Annotated in this window: 12 protein-coding genes and 1 pseudogene; 10 read left to right on the top strand and 3 right to left on the bottom strand. The window is 61.0% G+C overall.

Annotated elements, in window-relative coordinates; genetic code table 11:
• Position 1: 1 nt before the first annotated feature.
• From ACZ9BB_RS10100 to ACZ9BB_RS10070, 7 genes and pseudogenes are all read left to right on the top strand, one after another.
• Positions 2-1,843, top strand: a complete 1,842-nt coding sequence (locus ACZ9BB_RS10100; RefSeq protein WP_476213638.1) for an ABC transporter ATP-binding protein — start codon at positions 2-4, stop codon at positions 1,841-1,843.
• On the top strand, positions 1,840-2,148 hold the full coding sequence (locus ACZ9BB_RS10095) for a (2Fe-2S)-binding protein (protein WP_476213637.1): 309 nt from the start codon (positions 1,840-1,842) through the stop codon (positions 2,146-2,148). The genes ACZ9BB_RS10100 and ACZ9BB_RS10095 overlap by 4 nt, the downstream gene beginning before the upstream one ends.
• A pseudogene (locus tag ACZ9BB_RS10090) lies at positions 2,130-3,507 on the top strand (FAD/NAD(P)-dependent oxidoreductase). The gene ACZ9BB_RS10095 and the pseudogene ACZ9BB_RS10090 overlap by 19 nt, the downstream one beginning before the upstream one ends.
• The gene (locus tag ACZ9BB_RS10085) at positions 3,504-4,673 is read left to right on the top strand and encodes an NAD(P)/FAD-dependent oxidoreductase (RefSeq protein ID WP_476213636.1); all 1,170 of its coding nucleotides are present in this window, start codon (positions 3,504-3,506) and stop codon (positions 4,671-4,673) included. The pseudogene ACZ9BB_RS10090 and the gene ACZ9BB_RS10085 overlap by 4 nt, the downstream one beginning before the upstream one ends.
• Complete coding sequence (argE, locus tag ACZ9BB_RS10080; RefSeq protein ID WP_476213635.1) at positions 4,670-5,827, top strand: acetylornithine deacetylase; 1,158 nt, start codon at positions 4,670-4,672, stop codon at positions 5,825-5,827. Before ACZ9BB_RS10085 ends, argE begins: the two co-directional genes overlap by 4 nt.
• 152 nt (positions 5,828-5,979) lie before the next feature.
• Positions 5,980-7,437: an NAD-dependent succinate-semialdehyde dehydrogenase gene (locus ACZ9BB_RS10075; protein WP_476213634.1), complete on the top strand. Its 1,458-nt coding sequence runs from the start codon at positions 5,980-5,982 to the stop codon at positions 7,435-7,437.
• Positions 7,438-7,475: 38 nt separating this feature from the next.
• Positions 7,476-8,555, top strand: a complete 1,080-nt coding sequence (locus ACZ9BB_RS10070; RefSeq protein WP_476213633.1) for a tartrate dehydrogenase — start codon at positions 7,476-7,478, stop codon at positions 8,553-8,555.
• A gap of 189 nt (positions 8,556-8,744) precedes the next feature.
• On the opposite strand, the gene ACZ9BB_RS10065 is transcribed toward ACZ9BB_RS10070, so the two are convergent.
• Positions 8,745-8,969: a YgdI/YgdR family lipoprotein gene (locus ACZ9BB_RS10065; protein ID WP_476213632.1), complete on the bottom strand. Its 225-nt coding sequence runs from the start codon at positions 8,967-8,969 to the stop codon at positions 8,745-8,747.
• 209 nt (positions 8,970-9,178) lie between these two features.
• Here ACZ9BB_RS10065 and ACZ9BB_RS10060 point away from each other — a divergent pair, with 209 nt between their 5' ends.
• From ACZ9BB_RS10060 to ACZ9BB_RS10050, 3 genes are all read left to right on the top strand, one after another.
• A complete protein-coding gene (locus ACZ9BB_RS10060) occupies positions 9,179-10,846 on the top strand; it encodes a VRR-NUC domain-containing protein (protein ID WP_476213631.1) in 1,668 nt (555 codons plus the stop codon).
• Complete coding sequence (locus tag ACZ9BB_RS10055) at positions 10,843-13,116, top strand: ATP-dependent DNA helicase (RefSeq protein WP_476213630.1); 2,274 nt, start codon at positions 10,843-10,845, stop codon at positions 13,114-13,116. The genes ACZ9BB_RS10060 and ACZ9BB_RS10055 overlap by 4 nt, the downstream gene beginning before the upstream one ends.
• Positions 13,117-13,254: 138 nt before the next feature.
• A complete protein-coding gene (locus tag ACZ9BB_RS10050; protein ID WP_476213629.1) occupies positions 13,255-15,177 on the top strand; it encodes a hybrid sensor histidine kinase/response regulator in 1,923 nt (640 codons plus the stop codon).
• Positions 15,178-15,294: 117 nt separating this feature from the next.
• On the opposite strand, the gene ACZ9BB_RS10045 is transcribed toward ACZ9BB_RS10050, so the two are convergent.
• Entirely contained in the window at positions 15,295-15,771 is a 477-nt protein-coding gene (locus ACZ9BB_RS10045) for a hemerythrin domain-containing protein (protein ID WP_476213628.1), read from the bottom strand.
• Between the two features lie 223 nt (positions 15,772-15,994).
• Positions 15,995-17,341 (bottom strand): cation:proton antiporter, encoded by a 1,347-nt coding sequence (locus ACZ9BB_RS10040; protein ID WP_476213627.1) that lies wholly within the window; start codon positions 17,339-17,341, stop codon positions 15,995-15,997.
• Positions 17,342-17,377 lie beyond the last annotated feature (36 nt).

The following is a 17,377-nucleotide window of genomic DNA, read 5'->3' as shown; positions in this document are numbered from 1 at the left end:
GATGAGTGAATTGATTCGAGTCGAAGACCTGCGCGTGGTCGCCTGTGGCGAGCGCGGCGAAGTGGAAATCGTGAAGGGCGTGAGCTTCTCGCTGGCCAAAGGTGAGGTGCTGGCGCTGATTGGTGAGTCCGGCTCCGGCAAGACCACCATCGCCCTGGCGCTGCTGGGCTATGCCCGGCGCGGCTGTCGGTTGGCGGGTGGCGTGGTGCAGGTCGGCGAACACGACATGCTGGCCTTGAGTGAAAGCGAACTGCAAGGCCTGCGCGGGAACCGGGTGTCCTATATCGCCCAGAGCGCGGCGGCCGCGTTCAACCCGGCGAAAAAGCTTATCGACCAAGTGGTGGAAGGCGCCTTGATTCATGGTTTGGGCAGCCGGGCGGTGCTTGAAGCCAAGGCCGTCGAACTGTTCCGCGATCTGGCCCTGCCGGACCCCGATCACATCGGCCAGCGCTATCCGCATCAGGTGTCTGGCGGACAACTGCAACGGGTGATGGCGGCCATGGCGCTGATCAGCGATCCGCTGCTGGTGGTACTCGATGAGCCAACCACCGCCCTCGACGTGACCACCCAGATCGACGTGCTGCGCGCCTTCAAACGCGTGGTGCGTGAGCGTGGCGCGACAGCGGTCTACGTGTCCCATGACTTGGCCGTGGTCGCGCAGATGGCCGATCAGATTGTGGTGCTCAACGGCGGTCAGATTTTCGAACAGAGCGCCACCGCGCCGCTGCTCAAAGCCCCGACCCACGAATACACCCGCAGCCTGCTGCTGGCGGCCCGCCCGGACACGACAATTCGCCCGCCCTGCGGCATCGCCGAAGAAACGCCGCTGCTGACCATCCACGGGCTGACCGCCGGTTACGGCAACAAGAACCTGCAAGGCATGCCGTCAATCCGCGTGCTGGAAGACATCGACCTGACCGTGCGCCGGGGCCAGGCCATTGGCGTGATCGGTGAGTCGGGGTCCGGCAAGTCGACCCTGGCGCGGGTGGTGGCCGGGCTGCTGACGCCAGCCTTGGGCGGCCTGACCTTCGATGGCCAGCCATTGGGCGGCAGCTTGTCCGAACGCACTGACGAACAGTTCCGACGGATTCAAATGGTGTTTCAGAACGCGGACACCGCGCTCAACCCGATGCACAGCGTTGGCACCATTCTGAGTCGTCCGCTGAAGATGTACTTCGGCCTCAAGGGCGCCGCACTGCGCGAGCGCATCGGCGAACTACTGGACCTGGTGCGCCTGCCGCGCGCCATGGCCGAACGCCGCCCGAATGAACTCTCCGGCGGGCAAAAGCAGCGGGTCAACCTGGCGCGGGCCCTGGCGGCCAAACCGGACCTGATCCTCTGCGATGAAGTGACCTCGGCGCTGGACACCGTGGTCGGCGCGGCGATTCTCGAACTGCTGCGCGACCTGCGTCAGCAATTGGGCGTGTCGTATCTGTTCATCAGCCATGACATCTCCACCGTGCGGGCGCTGTGCGACGACATTGTGGTGATGTACAGCGGCCACAAGGTCCAGGCGGGCAGTCGGCAGTCGTTTGCCCAGGCACCGTTTCATCCCTACACCGATCTGTTGATCCATTCGGTGCCGGAACTGCGTCAGGGCTGGCTGGAAAACTGCGGCACCACCTGCGGCACGCTGCCGCCAATCAGCGCCAAGGCCAACGTGCCGGAACTGTGTACCTTCCTCAGCCGCTGCCCGGTGCGGGTCGACGGCCTGTGCAATCGCACCGCGCCGAACCTGCGGATCATCGACGGCGGCAGCGAAATCCTTTGCCATCACGACAGTGCCGAGTTGCTGAAAACTCAGCAGGACTTAACCACCATCAGCCTGGGAGCCTACGCATGAAGGGGCGTTTTGTGAGGCTGGCCGAGCAGGGCCGGCCGACCGTCAAACTGACGGTGGATGGCGCGCCTATCGAGGCATTGCAGGGCGACACGCTGATGGTCGCGTTGTTGACCCAGGGCTCGGCGTTGCGCCAGTCGGAATTCGATTCGGGCCGCCGCGCGGGCTTCTGCCTGATGGGCGCTTGCCAGGATTGCTGGGTCTGGACCCGCAGCGGCGAACGCCTGCGTGCCTGTTCCAACGAAGTCCGTGAAGGCCTGGACATCGTCACCACACAACCGGAGGCGATATGGCCACTGCGCGGATAGTCATCATTGGTGCGGGTCCGGCCGGCATCCGTTGTGCCGAAACCCTGGGTCGCCGCTGGCTTCAAACCGATCCTGATCGATGAAAATCGCCGGGATGGCGGGCAGATCTACCGCCGTCAGCCCGAAGGGTTTACCCGGGATTACGCCACGCTGTATGGCTCCGAAGCCGCCAAGGCCAAAGACCTGCACCAGAGCTTCGACCGTTTGCGCGGGCAGATCGACTATCGCCCGGACACGTTGGTGTGGAACCTGACGCCAGGGCAATTGTGCTGCGTTAGCCAGGGCAAGCACTCGACGGTGAATTACGACGCACTGATCCTCTGCACCGGCGCCACCGATCGCTTGATGCCGATCGAAGGCTGGCAGTTGGCGGGCACTTACAGCCTCGGCGGCGCGCAGATCGCGCTCAAATCCCAGGCGGTTTCCATCGGCCACCGCGTGGTGTTCATGGGCAGCGGGCCGTTGCTGTATCTGGTTGCCAGTCAATACGTCAAAGCAGGCGCGAATGTGGCGGCGGTGCTCGACACTTCGCCAATCAGCAAGCGTATCGCGGCACTGCCGAAACTGTTGTCGCGCCCGGGGTTGCTGTTCACCGGGATGAAACTGCTCGCCCAGCTGTACCGGTCGAAGATCCCGGTGCACTTGGGGATCAACCCCCTGCAAGTACTGGGCGATGCCGCCAGCGGGGTCAGCGGTGTGCAGATCAGCACGGCGAAAGGCGAAACCCTGACGATCGATTGTGATGCCGTGGCGCTGGGTTATCACTTGCGCCCGGAAACCCAACTGGCCGACCTGGCCGGTTGCCGCATGCGTTTTGACGAGGCGTCCAGCCAGTGGTGGCTGGCCGTTGATGAAGCGGGCCGCACCTCGGTCAACGGTGTGTATGCCGCCGGCGATGGCTCGAAGATTCGTGGCGCCAATGCCGCTGAACACGCCGGGCGATTGGTGGCGATGGCGTTGCTGGAAGATCTGCAGCAACCGGTGAATGCCGCGTTGCGCGATGAGCAACGGCACGCGCTGGCGGTGATGGATGAGTTTCGCCTCGGCCTGGCCCAAGCGTTTCCCTGGCCGGCGGAGCAAGCCCAGGCCTTGCCGGATTCAGCCATCGTCTGTCGCTGCGAAATGATCAGCGCCGGTGAGTTGCGCCGCACCGTCAGCGAGAAGGGCGCCTGTGAAGTCAATCGGGCCAAGGCCTTCAGCCGGGTCGGCATGGGCCGCTGTCAGGGGCGTTATTGCTCCCAGGCCGGGGCCGAAGTGATTGCGGCGGCGGCGGGCGTCAGTGTGCAACAGGTCGGCCGGCAGCGCGGTCAGGCGCCGGTCAAACCCCTTTCGATGCTCACCGAGGAGGTGTCGCCATGACGCTACAAAAAGCCGATGTGGTGATTGTCGGCGGCGGGCTGATGGGCTCGGCGGCGGCGTTTTTTCTGCGCCAGCGCGGGCAGTCGGTGATTCTGCTGGAACGCGACCAGATCGGTCAGTACGCCAGCGGCGTGAACTTCGGCAACGTCCGGCGTCAGGGGCGCTTCCTCGGTCAGCTGGAGTTGGCCAACCGTTCCTGGGCGCTGTGGAAACGCCTACCGGAATTGATCGACGATGATTTGGAATTCATTGCCAGCGGGCATATGCGCGTGTGTTATCGCGAGGATGAAATCCCTGAACTGGAAGCCTATGCGGCAGCGCCCGAGGCGGCGCAGCTGGATTTGAAAATCTATCGTGGCGCCGAGCTGCACCAGCGCTTTCCGTTCCTCGGGCCGGACGTGAAGGGCGGTTCCTATGCGCCTCACGATGGCCACGCCAACCCGCGTCTGGCCGCGCCGGCATTTGCCCGTGCGGCACGCCGCCTCGGGGCGCGGATTGAAGAACAGACCGAAGTCGCCGACGTGCAAAAGGTCGGCGGCGAGTTCACGGTGACCACTACCGATGGCCGTCAATTCAGCGCCGAGCGTTTGCTGATCACGGCCGGCGCCTGGGGCCAGAAACTCTCGGCGCAGTTCGGCGAGCCGGTGCCGCTGGACACCCACGGCCCGCAAATGGCTGTGACCGAACCCGTGCCTTACGCCTTGCCGACGGTGATTGGCGTGTACACCAAGATTCCCGAGGAAGTGATCTACTTCCGGCAGATCCCCCGCGGCAACATCATCATCGGCGGCGGCTATCGCAGCAAACCGGACATGCTCAACCGCCGGGCCTATGTCGAGCCGCGCAGCATTCTCAATCAGATGGAGCAGATGCGTCGCCTGCTGCCGGGTGTCGGCAACCTGAACATCATCCGCGTGTGGAGCGGCATCGAAGGCTACCTGCCCGATTCCTTGCCGGTGATGGGGCCCAGCGGCACCGTTGACGGTTTGTACTACGCGTTCGGCTTCTGCGGTCATGGCTTTCAGCTCGGGCCGGGCGTCGGCGATGTGATGGCCGAACTGATCAGCACCGGCAGCACAAGTACCTCGATTGAGCCGTTCTCCATCCGTCGGTTCGCCCCTTCAGCCGAGCAACGGACAACTGAGCAAAGGAGCAGGGCCTCATGAAACCCCGTGTACTGGATATTCTCAAACGCCTGATGGCCTTCGACACTGTGTCTTCGGAGTCGAACATGGCCCTGATTGAATACGTGCGTGACCTGTTGCTGAGCAAAGGCATCGAGTCGCTGATCGTCAAGGACGAAACCGGCAAGAAGGCCAACCTGTTTGCCAGTACCGGCCCCAAGGCGTTACCGGGGATTTTGCTCTCCGGGCACACCGACGTGGTGCCGGCAGCGGGGCAGGCCTGGACCTTTGCGGCGTTTCAGGCAACGGTGCAGGACGGTCGGATTTACGGGCGTGGCAGTTGCGACATGAAAGGTTTCATTGCCTTGGCCATCGACGCCATGCTCGATGCCGCCGACCATTCATTAAGCCGACCGCTGCAACTGGCGCTATCCCACGACGAAGAAACCGGCTGCGTCGGTGTGCGACGTCTGCTCGACGTGCTGCACCTGGCGCCGGTGCGGCCGTTCCTGTGCCTGATCGGTGAACCGACCAACATGCAGTTTGTATTGGGGCACAAGGGCAAAGGCTCTTACCGCACTTATTGTCGTGGGCTGGAAGCGCATTCTTCCCTGGCACCGCGTTCGGTCAATGCGATTCATGTGGCCTGCGATTTCATCGCGGCATTGCGTCAGAGCCAGCAGCAACTGCAAGAGCAGGGCGCGCAGGATCCGGATTACGACGTGCCCTACAGCACCGTGCATGTCGGGCAGATTGTCGGCGGCAAGGCGCTGAACATCGTGCCCAACCTGTGCACCCTGGATTTTGAAGTGCGTAACCTGCCAGCAGACGATCTGGAGCAGTTCCTGGAACAGATGCGTGAGCGGGCCGAAGTGATCGTGCGCGAAGCCAAAAAACTGTCCAGCGTGGCGGACATCGAGATCGAAACCCTGAATGTCTATCCCGGTCTCGATACCCACCCAAGTGTCGAAGCGGTGCGCTTTCTGAAAAACTTCGCCGCCCCGGACACCGGCACCGCCAAAGTCTCGTTCGGCACCGAGGGCGGTTTGTTCAAGCAGCGTCTCGATGTGCCAGTGGTGGTCTGCGGCCCAGGCTCGATCGAACAGGCGCACAAGCCGGACGAGTTTATCGAGATCAGTCAGATGGAGGCTGGAGAGCGGTTTCTGGAAGGCCTGCTCGGCTCTCTGAAATTGTGATTTTTCTTGTGGGAGCGGGCTTGCCCTGAGACTCGGTAGAGCCTGCCGTCCCACCGCAAATTTCAGCATCCAACACTGCCCTCGGGGCGCTTTCAGCATCCTCATCCGAGGCATCTCCCTAGACTGGAAATGTCTCGGATCAGGACTCGACCATGCTCAAGAATCGTTTGAAAGACCCCAGCCTTTTAGCAGAACTCGCCTATGTCGATGGGCAGTGGATCGGCGCCGATGACGCCGCGACCCTGGACGTCATCGACCCGGCCACTGGTCACTTGCTCGCCCGCGTACCGGCGATGCAAGGCGCGCAAACCCGACGCGCCATCGAAGCCGCCGAACGGGCCTGGCCTGCGTGGCGTGCACGCCCGGCGGCGGAGCGCGCGGCACTGCTGGAGCGCTGGTATCAGGCGATGATCGACAACCTCGACGATCTCGCCTTGATCATGACCTGCGAGCAGGGCAAACCGCTGAGTGAAGCCAGGGGCGAAATCCGCTACGGCGCCGGTTTCGTCAAGTGGTTCGCCGAAGAGGCCCGCCGGGTCTACGGCGAAACCATGCCAGCCCCCAGCGGCGATCGTCGGCTGCTGACCCTCAAGCAACCGGTGGGCGTCTGTGCCGCCATCACCCCGTGGAATTTCCCCAATGCGATGATCACCCGCAAGTGTGCGCCGGCCCTGGCCGCCGGTTGCCCGATCATCGTCAAACCCTCGGACCTGACTCCGCTGTCGGCCCTGGCCCTGGCGGTACTCGCCGAGCGCGTCGGCATTCCGGCCGGGGTGTTCAACGTGTTGACCGGGCTGCCCGCCGGCATTGGCGAAGAGCTGACCGGCAACCCGACGGTGCGCAAAATCTCTTTCACCGGTTCCACCGCGGTCGGTCGCCTGCTGATGCGCCAGAGCGCCGAACACATCAAGCGCTTGAGCCTGGAACTGGGTGGCAACGCGCCATTCATCGTGTTCGACGACGCCGACCTGGAACAGGCCGTGGCCGGCATCATGCTCAGCAAGTTCCGCAACGCCGGGCAGACCTGCGTCTGCGCCAACCGCATCCTGGTGCAGGACGGCATCTACGAACGGTTCGCCCAGCGCCTGGTGGAGGAGGTGGGCAAGCTCAAAGTCGGCAATGGTTTGGACGCCGACGTCACCATCGGTCCGCTGATCAACCCGGCAGCGGTGAGCAAGGTCACCCGGCACATTGACGATGCCCTGAGCCAGGGCGCGCGTTTGCTCTGCGGCGGCATTCCCGAGGGCGACAGTCAGTTTGTCCAACCGACCGTCCTCGGCGACACCCATGCCGGCATGTTGCTGGCCAACGAAGAAACCTTCGGGCCGGTGGCGCCGTTGATGCGTTTCACCGATGAAGCCGAAGCCCTCGCGTTGGCCAATGCCACGCCTTATGGCCTGGGCGCCTACTATTTCACCCAGGACTTGCGCCGTTCCTGGCGGTTCGGCGAGGCGCTGGAGTTCGGCATGGTCGGCCTCAACACCGGGATCATTTCCATGGAAGTCGCGCCGTTCGGCGGCATCAAACAGTCGGGCCTGGGCCGCGAAGGCAGCAAGTACGGGCTGGATGAATATCTTGAAGTCAAAGCCTTCCACATCGGTGGGCTGTAACCCGGCAACGATTGCAGCCATTTTGCGTGGCATGATTAATGAGTAAACCATTCAGAATCGCTGCGATTGCTGGCGATGGCATCGGCAAGGAAGTCTTGCCGGAAGGATTGCGAGTACTGGAGCAGGCCGCGAAGAAGTGGCAGCTGGATTTGAGCATCGAAGTGCTCGACTGGGCCCACTGCGATTACTACCTGGAACACGGGCAGATGATGCCGGACGACTGGTTCGAGCAGCTCAAGGGCTTCGACGCCATCTACTTCGGCGCCGTGGGCTGGCCGGACAAAGTGCCGGATCACATCTCCCTGTGGGGTTCGCTGCTGAAGTTTCGCCGCGACTTCGACCAGTACGTGAACATCCGCCCTGTGCGGCTGTTTCCCGGTGTGCCGTGCCCACTGGCCGGGCGCAAACCGGGGGACATCGATTTCGTGGTGATCCGCGAGAACACCGAAGGCGAGTATTCGTCGGTCGGCGGCAAGATGTTCGAAGGCACCGAGCATGAATTCGTGCTGCAAGAGTCGGTGTTCACCCGGCGTGGCGTGGACCGGATTCTCAAGTTCGCCTTCGACCTGGCCCAGACCCGGCCGCGCAAACGCCTGACGGCGGCGACCAAGTCCAACGGGATTTCCATCAGCATGCCGTACTGGGACGAGCGCACCGCGTTGATGGCCGCGCAATACCCGGACATCACCTGGGACAAACAGCATATCGATATCCTGTGTGCGCGTTTTGTGCTGCAACCGGACCGGTTCGATGTGGTGGTGGCGTCAAACCTGTTCGGCGACATCCTGTCTGATCTGGGACCTGCCTGCGCCGGCACCATCGGTATCGCACCGTCGGCCAACCTCGATCCCGAGCGGCGTTTCCCGTCATTGTTCGAACCGGTGCATGGTTCGGCCCCGGACATCTACGGGCGCAATATCGCCAACCCGATCGCAATGATCTGGTCCGGTGCGTTGATGCTGGATTTTCTGGGGAACGGCGATGAGCGCTATCGCGCCGCGCATGACGGGATTCTGCAGGCGATTGAACGGGTGATTGCCGAGGGGCCGATTACCCCGGACCTGGGCGGGCAGGGCTCGACCCAGGAGGTGGGCAAGGCGATCGCACAGGCGCTTTAAAGCCCGCGACGCACTCCTTGTGTAGCAGCTGTCGAGCCTGCGAGGCTGCGTTCGGCTGCGCAGCAGTCGTGAAATCAGGCACTGCGGTGTTTCAGCTAAACCGGGGGGCAGGATTTACGACGACTTCGTCGCCGAACGCAGCCTCGCAGCCTCGCAAGCTCGACAGCTGCTACAGCCGAACGCAGGGGATCAGTCTTCCTTGCGAATCGTGGCCACGTCATCGGCGCGGACTTTTACCGTCGCACCGGAAATATCCTCGAACTCGAAGAAACCGTCCTTGGTCTTGGTGTTCGGCATGTCCTTGGTCAAATACTGGGTGCCGTTCTGCAGGGTCACGACCGTTGGCGTCGAGCAGCCGGCCAGGGCCAGAAATGCCGCTATCGCCAGGGGCAGGCCCAGAGTCTTGATATTCATACACACCTCTCATCACTCAATAAAAAACAGCACGAGCGCCTCGCTCGAGATCAATCGTTGCTGTACCTCTAACGCGGTTGGTGCGATGGAATGGCAGAAAGTTCGATGGTCACCCGAAAATTGCCGAATAGCGTCGCCACTGATCCTTTTCTGTTTGCACCGGATGGGGCATAGCTGGTATCTGTACGCATAACCAGTACTCGCATGCCATGGCCCTTTTTCCCGTGATCGTAAATCCTCTCGATGACCCGTTCTATTACTTGAACAACTTCATGCAAGTGCTTGATTGGCTTGAGCATCGCTATGCCGATGTACTGAGCGTCGAGGAGCAGGATTTCATCCGCGACTTCAATCGGCTGCCCCGCGAGTCCCAAGCCCTGCTGGTCAGATTGGTGATGCGCAAGGGCGTGCATTTCAGGGCCGGCAAACTGAGTTACGTCGAGATCGGTGACATCGCCAGCGCTGCGGCGCCGCTGCTGACATCGGGCTGGATCGATGAGCAGTCGCCGTTGCACATCGAGGACTTGTTCGAGGTGTTGCTCAAGGCCGAGATTCTCCAGTGCTTTGGCAGTGCCATCGATCAGCCCAAAGGCAAAAAGACCGATTGGCTGCCGGCCCTGAGCGAGCAGTTTCCCGAGGCGCAAAGTTTTGCCCAGTGGTGTCCGGCACTGAATGAGCGGTTGTTCAGCCTGACCGTCATGGGCCTGTGCGATCGCCTGCGCCTGATGTTCTTCGGCAATCTTTACCAGGACTGGTCGGAATTCGTGCTGGCCGACCTCGGCATCTTCACCTACGAGAAAGTCGAGTTCTGTGCCGAATCCCGAGGCTTGCGCAGCCGCGAGGATGTCGACGCCTGCCTGTTCCTGCACAGCTGTCAGCAGCAGTTCGAGGCGGGTGAAGACGTGGCGGCGATTGTCGAGCAGATCAACGGGCTGCAGCTCGACAATCCCTGGCTGCAAAGACGTCGGGGCAAACTGCTGTTCCAGATCGGTCAGCACTGCGAGCGCGTCGCGGATTTTTCCACCGCTTTGAGCCTCTACCGCGAATGCGCCTACCCCGGCGCGCGTCTGCGGCTGATTCGCGTGCTGGAGCGCTGTGCCGAATATCAACTGGCCCTGGACCTGGCCGCCCACGCCGAGCAAGCCCCTGAAAGCGCCGCCGAGCATCAGCATCTATCGCGTGTGCTGCCCAGGCTGCGGCGCAAACTGGGCGGGCCACCGATCAAGCGACCAGCTCCTCTGGCCATGCAGCGTCTGGACCTGCAACTACCCAGGCACGATCCGGCGTTGTCGGTGGAGTATTACGTTCAGGCACACCTGGCGGACGAATCAGCGCCGGTGCATTACGTCGAGAACAGCCTGATCAACTCGCTGTTCGGGCTGCTGTGCTGGCCGGCAATTTTCGCGCCGTTGCCGGGAGCGTTTTTTCACCCGTTCCAGCGCGGGCCGGTAGACCTGCTCAATGAGGACTTTCCTGCGCGGCGCGCGGATCTGTTCCAGGCCTGCCTCGCCGAACTCGATGACGGGCGTTATGTGCACACTGTCCGCGAGCGTTACAGCGCCAAGTGGGGCGTGCAGTCGCCCTTCGTATTCTGGGGCGCGCTGAGCGAGGAACTGCTGGAGCAGGCGCTCGACTGTCTGCCCGCCGAACACCTCAAGCACTGGTTCAATCGACTGCTGCTCGACATCAAGGCCAATCGCGCCGGCATGCCGGACCTGATCCAGTTTTGGCCGCAACACAAAACCTACCGGATGATCGAAGTCAAAGGCCCCGGCGATCGGTTGCAAGACAATCAATTGCGCTGGCTGGAGTTCTGTCACGAGCACCAGATGCCGATCGCCGTCTGCTACGTGCAATGGGCGGAGCAGGGCACTTGAGCTACAGCATCGCGGTGCGGGCGCTGTGTGAGTTCACTGCCAAGGTCGGTGACCTCGACCTGCGTTTCACTCCATCGCCGACCGCGCTGGAAGGCATCGTCGGGCATCGCACGGTGGCGTCACGGCGCAGCGAGGATTATCAGAATGAAGTCGCGCTTGAGGGCCAGTATCGAACCTTGACCGTGAAAGGTCGGGCAGACGGCTACGATCCGGCGAAAAACTGTCTTGAAGAAATCAAGACCTACCGTGGCGACCTGAGCAAACAACCGGCCAACCACCGGCAGCTGCACTGGGCGCAGGCGAAGATCTACGGTGGGTTGATGTGCCAGAAACTGCAGCTGGAACGCATCAATCTGGCGCTGGTGTACTTCGACATCGTCAGCGAAAAGGAAACCTGTCTGGTCGAAACTTTCAGTGCTGTCGAGTTGCAGCAGTTCTTCGAACAGCACTGCGGGTTGTTCCTGCATTGGGCCGAACAGGAAATGGCCCATCGCGAAGGGCGCAACCTGGCGGCGCAACAGTTGGCTTTTCCCCATGCCGATTTTCGCCCGGGGCAACGGCATCTGGCCGAATCAGTGTTCAAGGCAGTCAGCACCGGCCGTTGCCTGATGGCCCAGGCGCCAACCGGTATCGGCAAGACCGTTGGCACGCTGTTCCCGATGCTCAAGGCCCTGGCGCCGCAGCAACTGGACAAGGTGTTCTTTCTCACGGCGAAAACTCCGGGGCGCAAATTGGCGCTGGACGCCGCTCAGGTCATCCTCGACAGCGCCGATGCTCCGCCGTTGCGAGTCCTCGAGATGATCGCCCGGGACAAGGCGTGCGAGCACCCGGACAAGGCCTGTCATGGCGAGTCCTGCCCGTTGGCCCAGGGTTTTTATGATCGTCTGCCGGCCGCGCGTCAGGCCGCCAGCGAACTGAACCTGCTGAACCAGAGTGCCTTGCGCGAGGTTGCCCTGCAGCATGGGGTTTGCCCCTACTACCTGAGCCAGGAAATGGCCCGCTGGGCAGACGTGGTGGTCGCCGACTACAACTACTATTTCGACTTCAGCGCGTTGCTGTTCGGGCTGGCTCAGGCCAATAACTGGAACGTCGCGGTACTGGTGGACGAGGCCCACAATCTGGTGGAGCGCGGCCGCCAGATGTACAGCGCGAGCCTCGACCAGGCGACGTTGAATAGCGTACGAAAAACCGCACCTGAGCCACTGAAAAGATCCTTGCAGCGGGTTAATCGCGAATGGAATGCCCTGCATGATCAGCAACTGGGCCCCTATCAGGCCTACGACAAAGCTCCGGAAAAACTGCTTCAGGCGCTGTCGTTGTGCTGTGCGAGCATCGGCGACTACCTCAATGATTACCCTCAGGGCCTGGACAGCGGGTTACAGAACTTTTACTTCGACATGCTGCAATTCGGCCGTGTGGCTGAATGCTTCGATGAGCATTTCCTGTTCGATATCAGCAAGCGTGACCTGGATCGCAAGCGCAACCTGTCGCAGCTATGCCTGCGCAATGTGGTGCCCGCCGCGTTCATTCGCCCGCGCCTGAGCGCTGCACGCAGTACGGTGCTGTTTTCCGCCACCCTGAGCCCTCGGCACTATTACGCTGACTTATTGGGAACACCGGCGAACACGGTCTGGATCGATGTGGAATCGCCATTTCACGCTGATCAGTTGCAGGTGCACATCGTCAGCCAGATCTCGACCCGCTATGTCCACCGTCAGGCGTCCCTCGAACCCATCGTCGAGCTGATCGCCAAACAGTTCACCCAGCGCCCCGGCAACTACCTGGCGTTTTTCAGCAGCTTCGATTATTTGCAGCAAGTGGCACAGTTGCTGGCCGAACGGCATCCGCACATCACCTTGTGGTCACAGTCCCGGGGCATGGGGGAAGGGCAGCGTCAGGCGTTTCTCGACCAGTTCAGTGCCGACAGTCAGGGCATCGGGTTTGCGGTATTGGGTGGCGCGTTCGGCGAAGGCATCGACTTGCCCGGCGCACGGTTGATTGGCGCATTCATTGCCACCCTGGGGCTGGCGCAACTCAATCCGGTCAACGAACAGTTGAAACAGCGCATGGCGGCGATTTTCGGCGCCGGTTATGACTACACCTACCTGTTTCCCGGCGTGCAAAAAGTGGTGCAGGCAGCGGGGCGGGTGATCCGCACCCGGCAGGATAAAGGTGTGGTGATGCTGATCGATGACCGGTTTGGCGAGAGCAAGGTCAAGCAATTGCTGCCGCGCTGGTGGTCGGTCGAAGCAGCTCGGGGGAGCATGTAGTGACCCTGCGCAAAAGCGCTCGTCGGGCATTTGACCGTGTCGTCTCCACAGTGTCAGGCACAGCGTATTTTTGTTCTGAATTTCCAAGCGTGGAGTTTGTCGCATACTCCAGAAGCACAACGGGAAGGACAGGGATCCATGAGCGATGACCGGACCAGGACCAATGCCATCGAGGAGATGCGCTTTCGTCTGCTGATCGATGCCGTGGTCGATTATGCGATCTATATGATTGATCCCGACGGCATCATCACCAGTTGGAACGCTGGCGCCAAGCGTTTCAAAGGGTATGAGGAGGCGGAGATTCTCGGTCAGCACTTCTCGCGTTTCTATACCGAGGAGGACCGCAAGGCCGGTTTGCCTCAGCGCGCCCTTGATACAGCCATTCGTGAAGGACGTTTCGAGGGCGAAGGCTGGCGGGTACGCAAGGACGGCACGCATTTCTGGTCCCACGTCATCATCGATCCCATTCGCGATCCGTCGGGTAAATTGCTGGGTTTTGCCAAGATCACCCGGGATTTGACTGACCGCAAAATGGCTGAAGAAACCCTCAAGCAAAGCGAGCAGCAGTTCCGGCTGCTGGTGCAAAGCGTCACCGACTACGCCATCTACATGCTCGCCCCGGATGGACGCCTGACCAACTGGAATCTGGGGGCTCAGCGAATCAAGGGATATCGGCCCGAAGAAGTTATCGGCCAGCATTTCTCGATGTTTTACACCCCTGAAGACCGCGAAGCCGGTGAACCCCAGCGTGCGCTGGAGATCGCTACACGCGAGGGGCGATTCGAAAACAAGGCCTGGCGCGTGCGCAAGGACGGTACGCGGTTTTTCGCGCATGTCGTAGTCGATCCGATTTGGGGCGACACCGGCACGTTGCTGGGGTTTGCCAAGATCACTCGGGACATCACCGAGGTCACCCAAGCCCAGCAAGCGCTTGAAAAAACCCGCGAAGCGTTGTTTCAGGCGCAGAAAATGCAGGCCATCGGTCAACTCAGCGGAGGGATTGCCCACGACTTCAATAATCTGCTGACCGTTATCCTTGGCAATCTGGAGGTCGTTCGCAAACGTGCGGCGGACGACCCGAGAATTACCCGTTTGCTCGACAATGCCACTCAAGGCGCGTTGCGCGGCGTTTCCCTGACCCAGCGCATGTTGGCGTTTGCCAGGCGTCAGGAGCTCAAGACTGAATCCATCGAAATCCCGACGTTGATACAGGGGATTACCGGGCTATTGCGCAGCTCTCTGGGGCCGGCGGTGAGCATAGAAACGCGCTTTGCGCCTGGACTTGAACCGGTCATGGCCGACGTCAATCAGCTCGAACTGGCGGTACTGAACCTGGCGACCAACGCCCGCGATGCCATGCCCGACGGTGGGAAACTTGTCATCAGTGCGCAGACAGAAGAGATCTGCGATCAGGCGAAATTAGCCCTGACGCCAGGCCGCTATGTCTGCCTGAGTGTCACGGATATAGGGGAGGGCATGGATGACGCTACCCTGGCGTCGGCAATGGACCCTTTCTTCACCACGAAAGGCGTCGGCAAAGGCACAGGCCTGGGGTTGTCGATGGTTCACGGGTTCACTGAACAACTGGGTGGACGCTTCATCCTCAAAAGCCAGAAGGACGTCGGCACCACTGCCGAACTCTGGTTACCCGTTGCGTTATCCGACTCGACCACCGAACCGGCTATTGAAGAGGCTGCCATGTCGCGGGTGCCTCGTCTGTGTGTGTTGGTGGTGGACGACGACAGTCTGGTGTTGACCAGTACCAGCCTGTTGCTTGAGGACCTGGGCCATCGGGTGATCAGTGCAGCGTCCGGCGCACAGGCACTGGAGCTGTTCGACAGCGAGCACGATGTTGACCTAGTCATTACGGACATGGTCATGCCCAAGATGAGTGGCGCGCAATTGGCACAGGCTATTCGGGTGATAAAGCCACACCTGCCGATCATCCTCGCCACCGGATATGCGGAGCGCCTGGAAGGCTTCGCAGCCAGACTTCCACGCCTGTCCAAGCCCTTTACCCAACTCAATCTGGTGGAAGTCATTGCCTTGGCGATGAAGTGATAGTCGCCATGCCCAGGTCTGCCGGCGAATGCAGCCAACAGACTTTCGCTGGCACACTTATGACTCAAATTAATCAAAGGCCCGTCATTCGCCGGGCCTTTGCTATTCGCCAACCTCTCAAGCAGCGAGAATCGGCGCGCCCAGTTCTTTTTTGTAGCGGGCTTTCAGGCTTTCCATTTCTGCACCCAATTCGTCGAGTGTCGTTTTGCCCAGCAGTTTTTTGGCCTGAGGAAACATTTCCTTTTCCTCTTCTTCAATGTGATGTTCCAGCAGCTCCTTGACCACTTTCACGCGACCGGCAAATTCGAGAGTGGAGGGGTCAGTGGTTTTCAGGTCCGGAAGCACCAGCGTATCGACGGTGCGATGTTCTTCCTTGGCTTCGTAATACATTACGTCCTGTTCCTTGCCCCCGGCTTTTTTATACGCCGGGTACAAGACGTCCTCTTCCAAACGGGTATGGATCTTGATTTCCATTTCCAGTTTGGCCAGCAACTCGGTGCGCTTTTTAACCCCACGCTCGGTGGACTCGCTCAACTGAGCCAGGATGCCTTTCACGCGTTCATGGTCGGCTTTCAACAGGTCAATGGCGTTCATGGTCAAACCTCTCGTTTAGTCACAGGTCAGGCGCAAACGGTCTTCCTGCCGTTGTCGCTCACACTGTTGGAGCATTTCCTGTGCCTGTTTCAATATCCAATAAAAAACCAGTAAAAACAGTGGGTTGAAATCGACTTGAAACGACGTTTGTCGTGCAACCTGCATGAATATCCGTTGCTGTTCAATGCAGGTTGACCGAACGATTGCCTCGCCTGAGAAGGTGTCAGGCGTCCGGTTTATTGCGCCGCTCATAACGGGCCAGCATCGGTTGCGTACTGATGCCATGCGCCAGAATGCTGAACGCCACTACCGACAACGTCAGGTCAGTGCACTGCGTCGCTGCCGCCGGACCGAGGTCGTGATTCAAGGCGTAGAACAGGTAATAAAAGCTCCCGATCCCGCGAATCCCAAACCAGCCGATCAACAGCCGCTGGCGACCGTCCAGCAATCGCCCCCACGGCATGAGCCATACACACAAGGGGCGAATGGCACAGAACAACACCAGTGCAACCACCAACGCTCGCCAATCCCAATGGCCCACCAGCACCACGCCCAGCAGGGTGACCAGAAACACTTCCATGGCCCGTTCCACCAGGCTACCGAATGCCAGCATGTCGCCCATCATGATCCCCGCCGCGACTTGGGTTTCTGGCAGATTCGCCACGTCTCCGTGGACGGCAGCCTCAGGTTCGACGTTCTGGTGGCCGACCACCGGTTGCACCAGATGCTCAGCGGGGATCCGTGCGTCGCCGGTGGATTTGACTTCGGCTTGTCGCAACCCCAGGCCGGCGGCGAATACCGACAGAAAGCCATAGCCATGGATCGCTTCGGCCGCGACATAAGCGAGGGCGATCAGGGCCAGGGTCAGGTAATCGTTGGGAGAAATGGTGCTGTCGGCATTGCGGATGCGCATCGACAAGGTCAAGCGACCGATGCCGTGGCCCATCCAGTAACCGGTCAATAAACCGACCGGCACGGCCCACAGCACACTTTTCAATGCCCACTCACTGAGCCAGGCATCGCTATTGCCGCCCTGCTGCACAAACAGTAAGCCGAGGATCACGAAAGGGAAGGCGATGCCGTCGTTGAGGCCCGCTTCACCGGAGAGCCCGAAACGCACCGAGTCGTAATCCCTGGCGTCGTTGACCTGCACCAGCGAGGCCAGTACCGGATCGGTGGGGGCCAGAATCGCCCCGATCAGCAACGACGGCCCCCACGCCAGGGCAAAACCGTAATGCAGTAGCAGGCAGACGCCAATGATGGTCAGGATCATCACCGGTCCCGCCAGGCCGAACGCCACCCGCCATCGAAGATCCTTCAGCGGCAGGCGCAATTTGAGTCCGCAGACAAACAGCGAAAAGAGCACCGCGACTTCCGTCAGGTGCTCCATCCAGATCGCCGCGTCCTTGATGTCCAGCTTCAACAAGCCCAGGCCACCCGGACCGATCACCACGCCCAGCGCCAGGCACACCGCCGACGTGGTCACCGGCATCCAGCGCAGATAGGACGAGGTCAGTGCCAGGGTCAGCAGCACCGCACCCAACACCGCCACCCATACAATAAAGCTCATGCCCGGTTCTCGGAGGTGTACCGCCGATCGCCGGCG

It is taken from the genome of Pseudomonas sp. TE3552 (genome assembly GCF_056278945.1).
The sequence above is the reverse complement of the archived record's forward strand: the minus strand, read 5'-3'. Positions and strand labels throughout refer to the sequence as shown.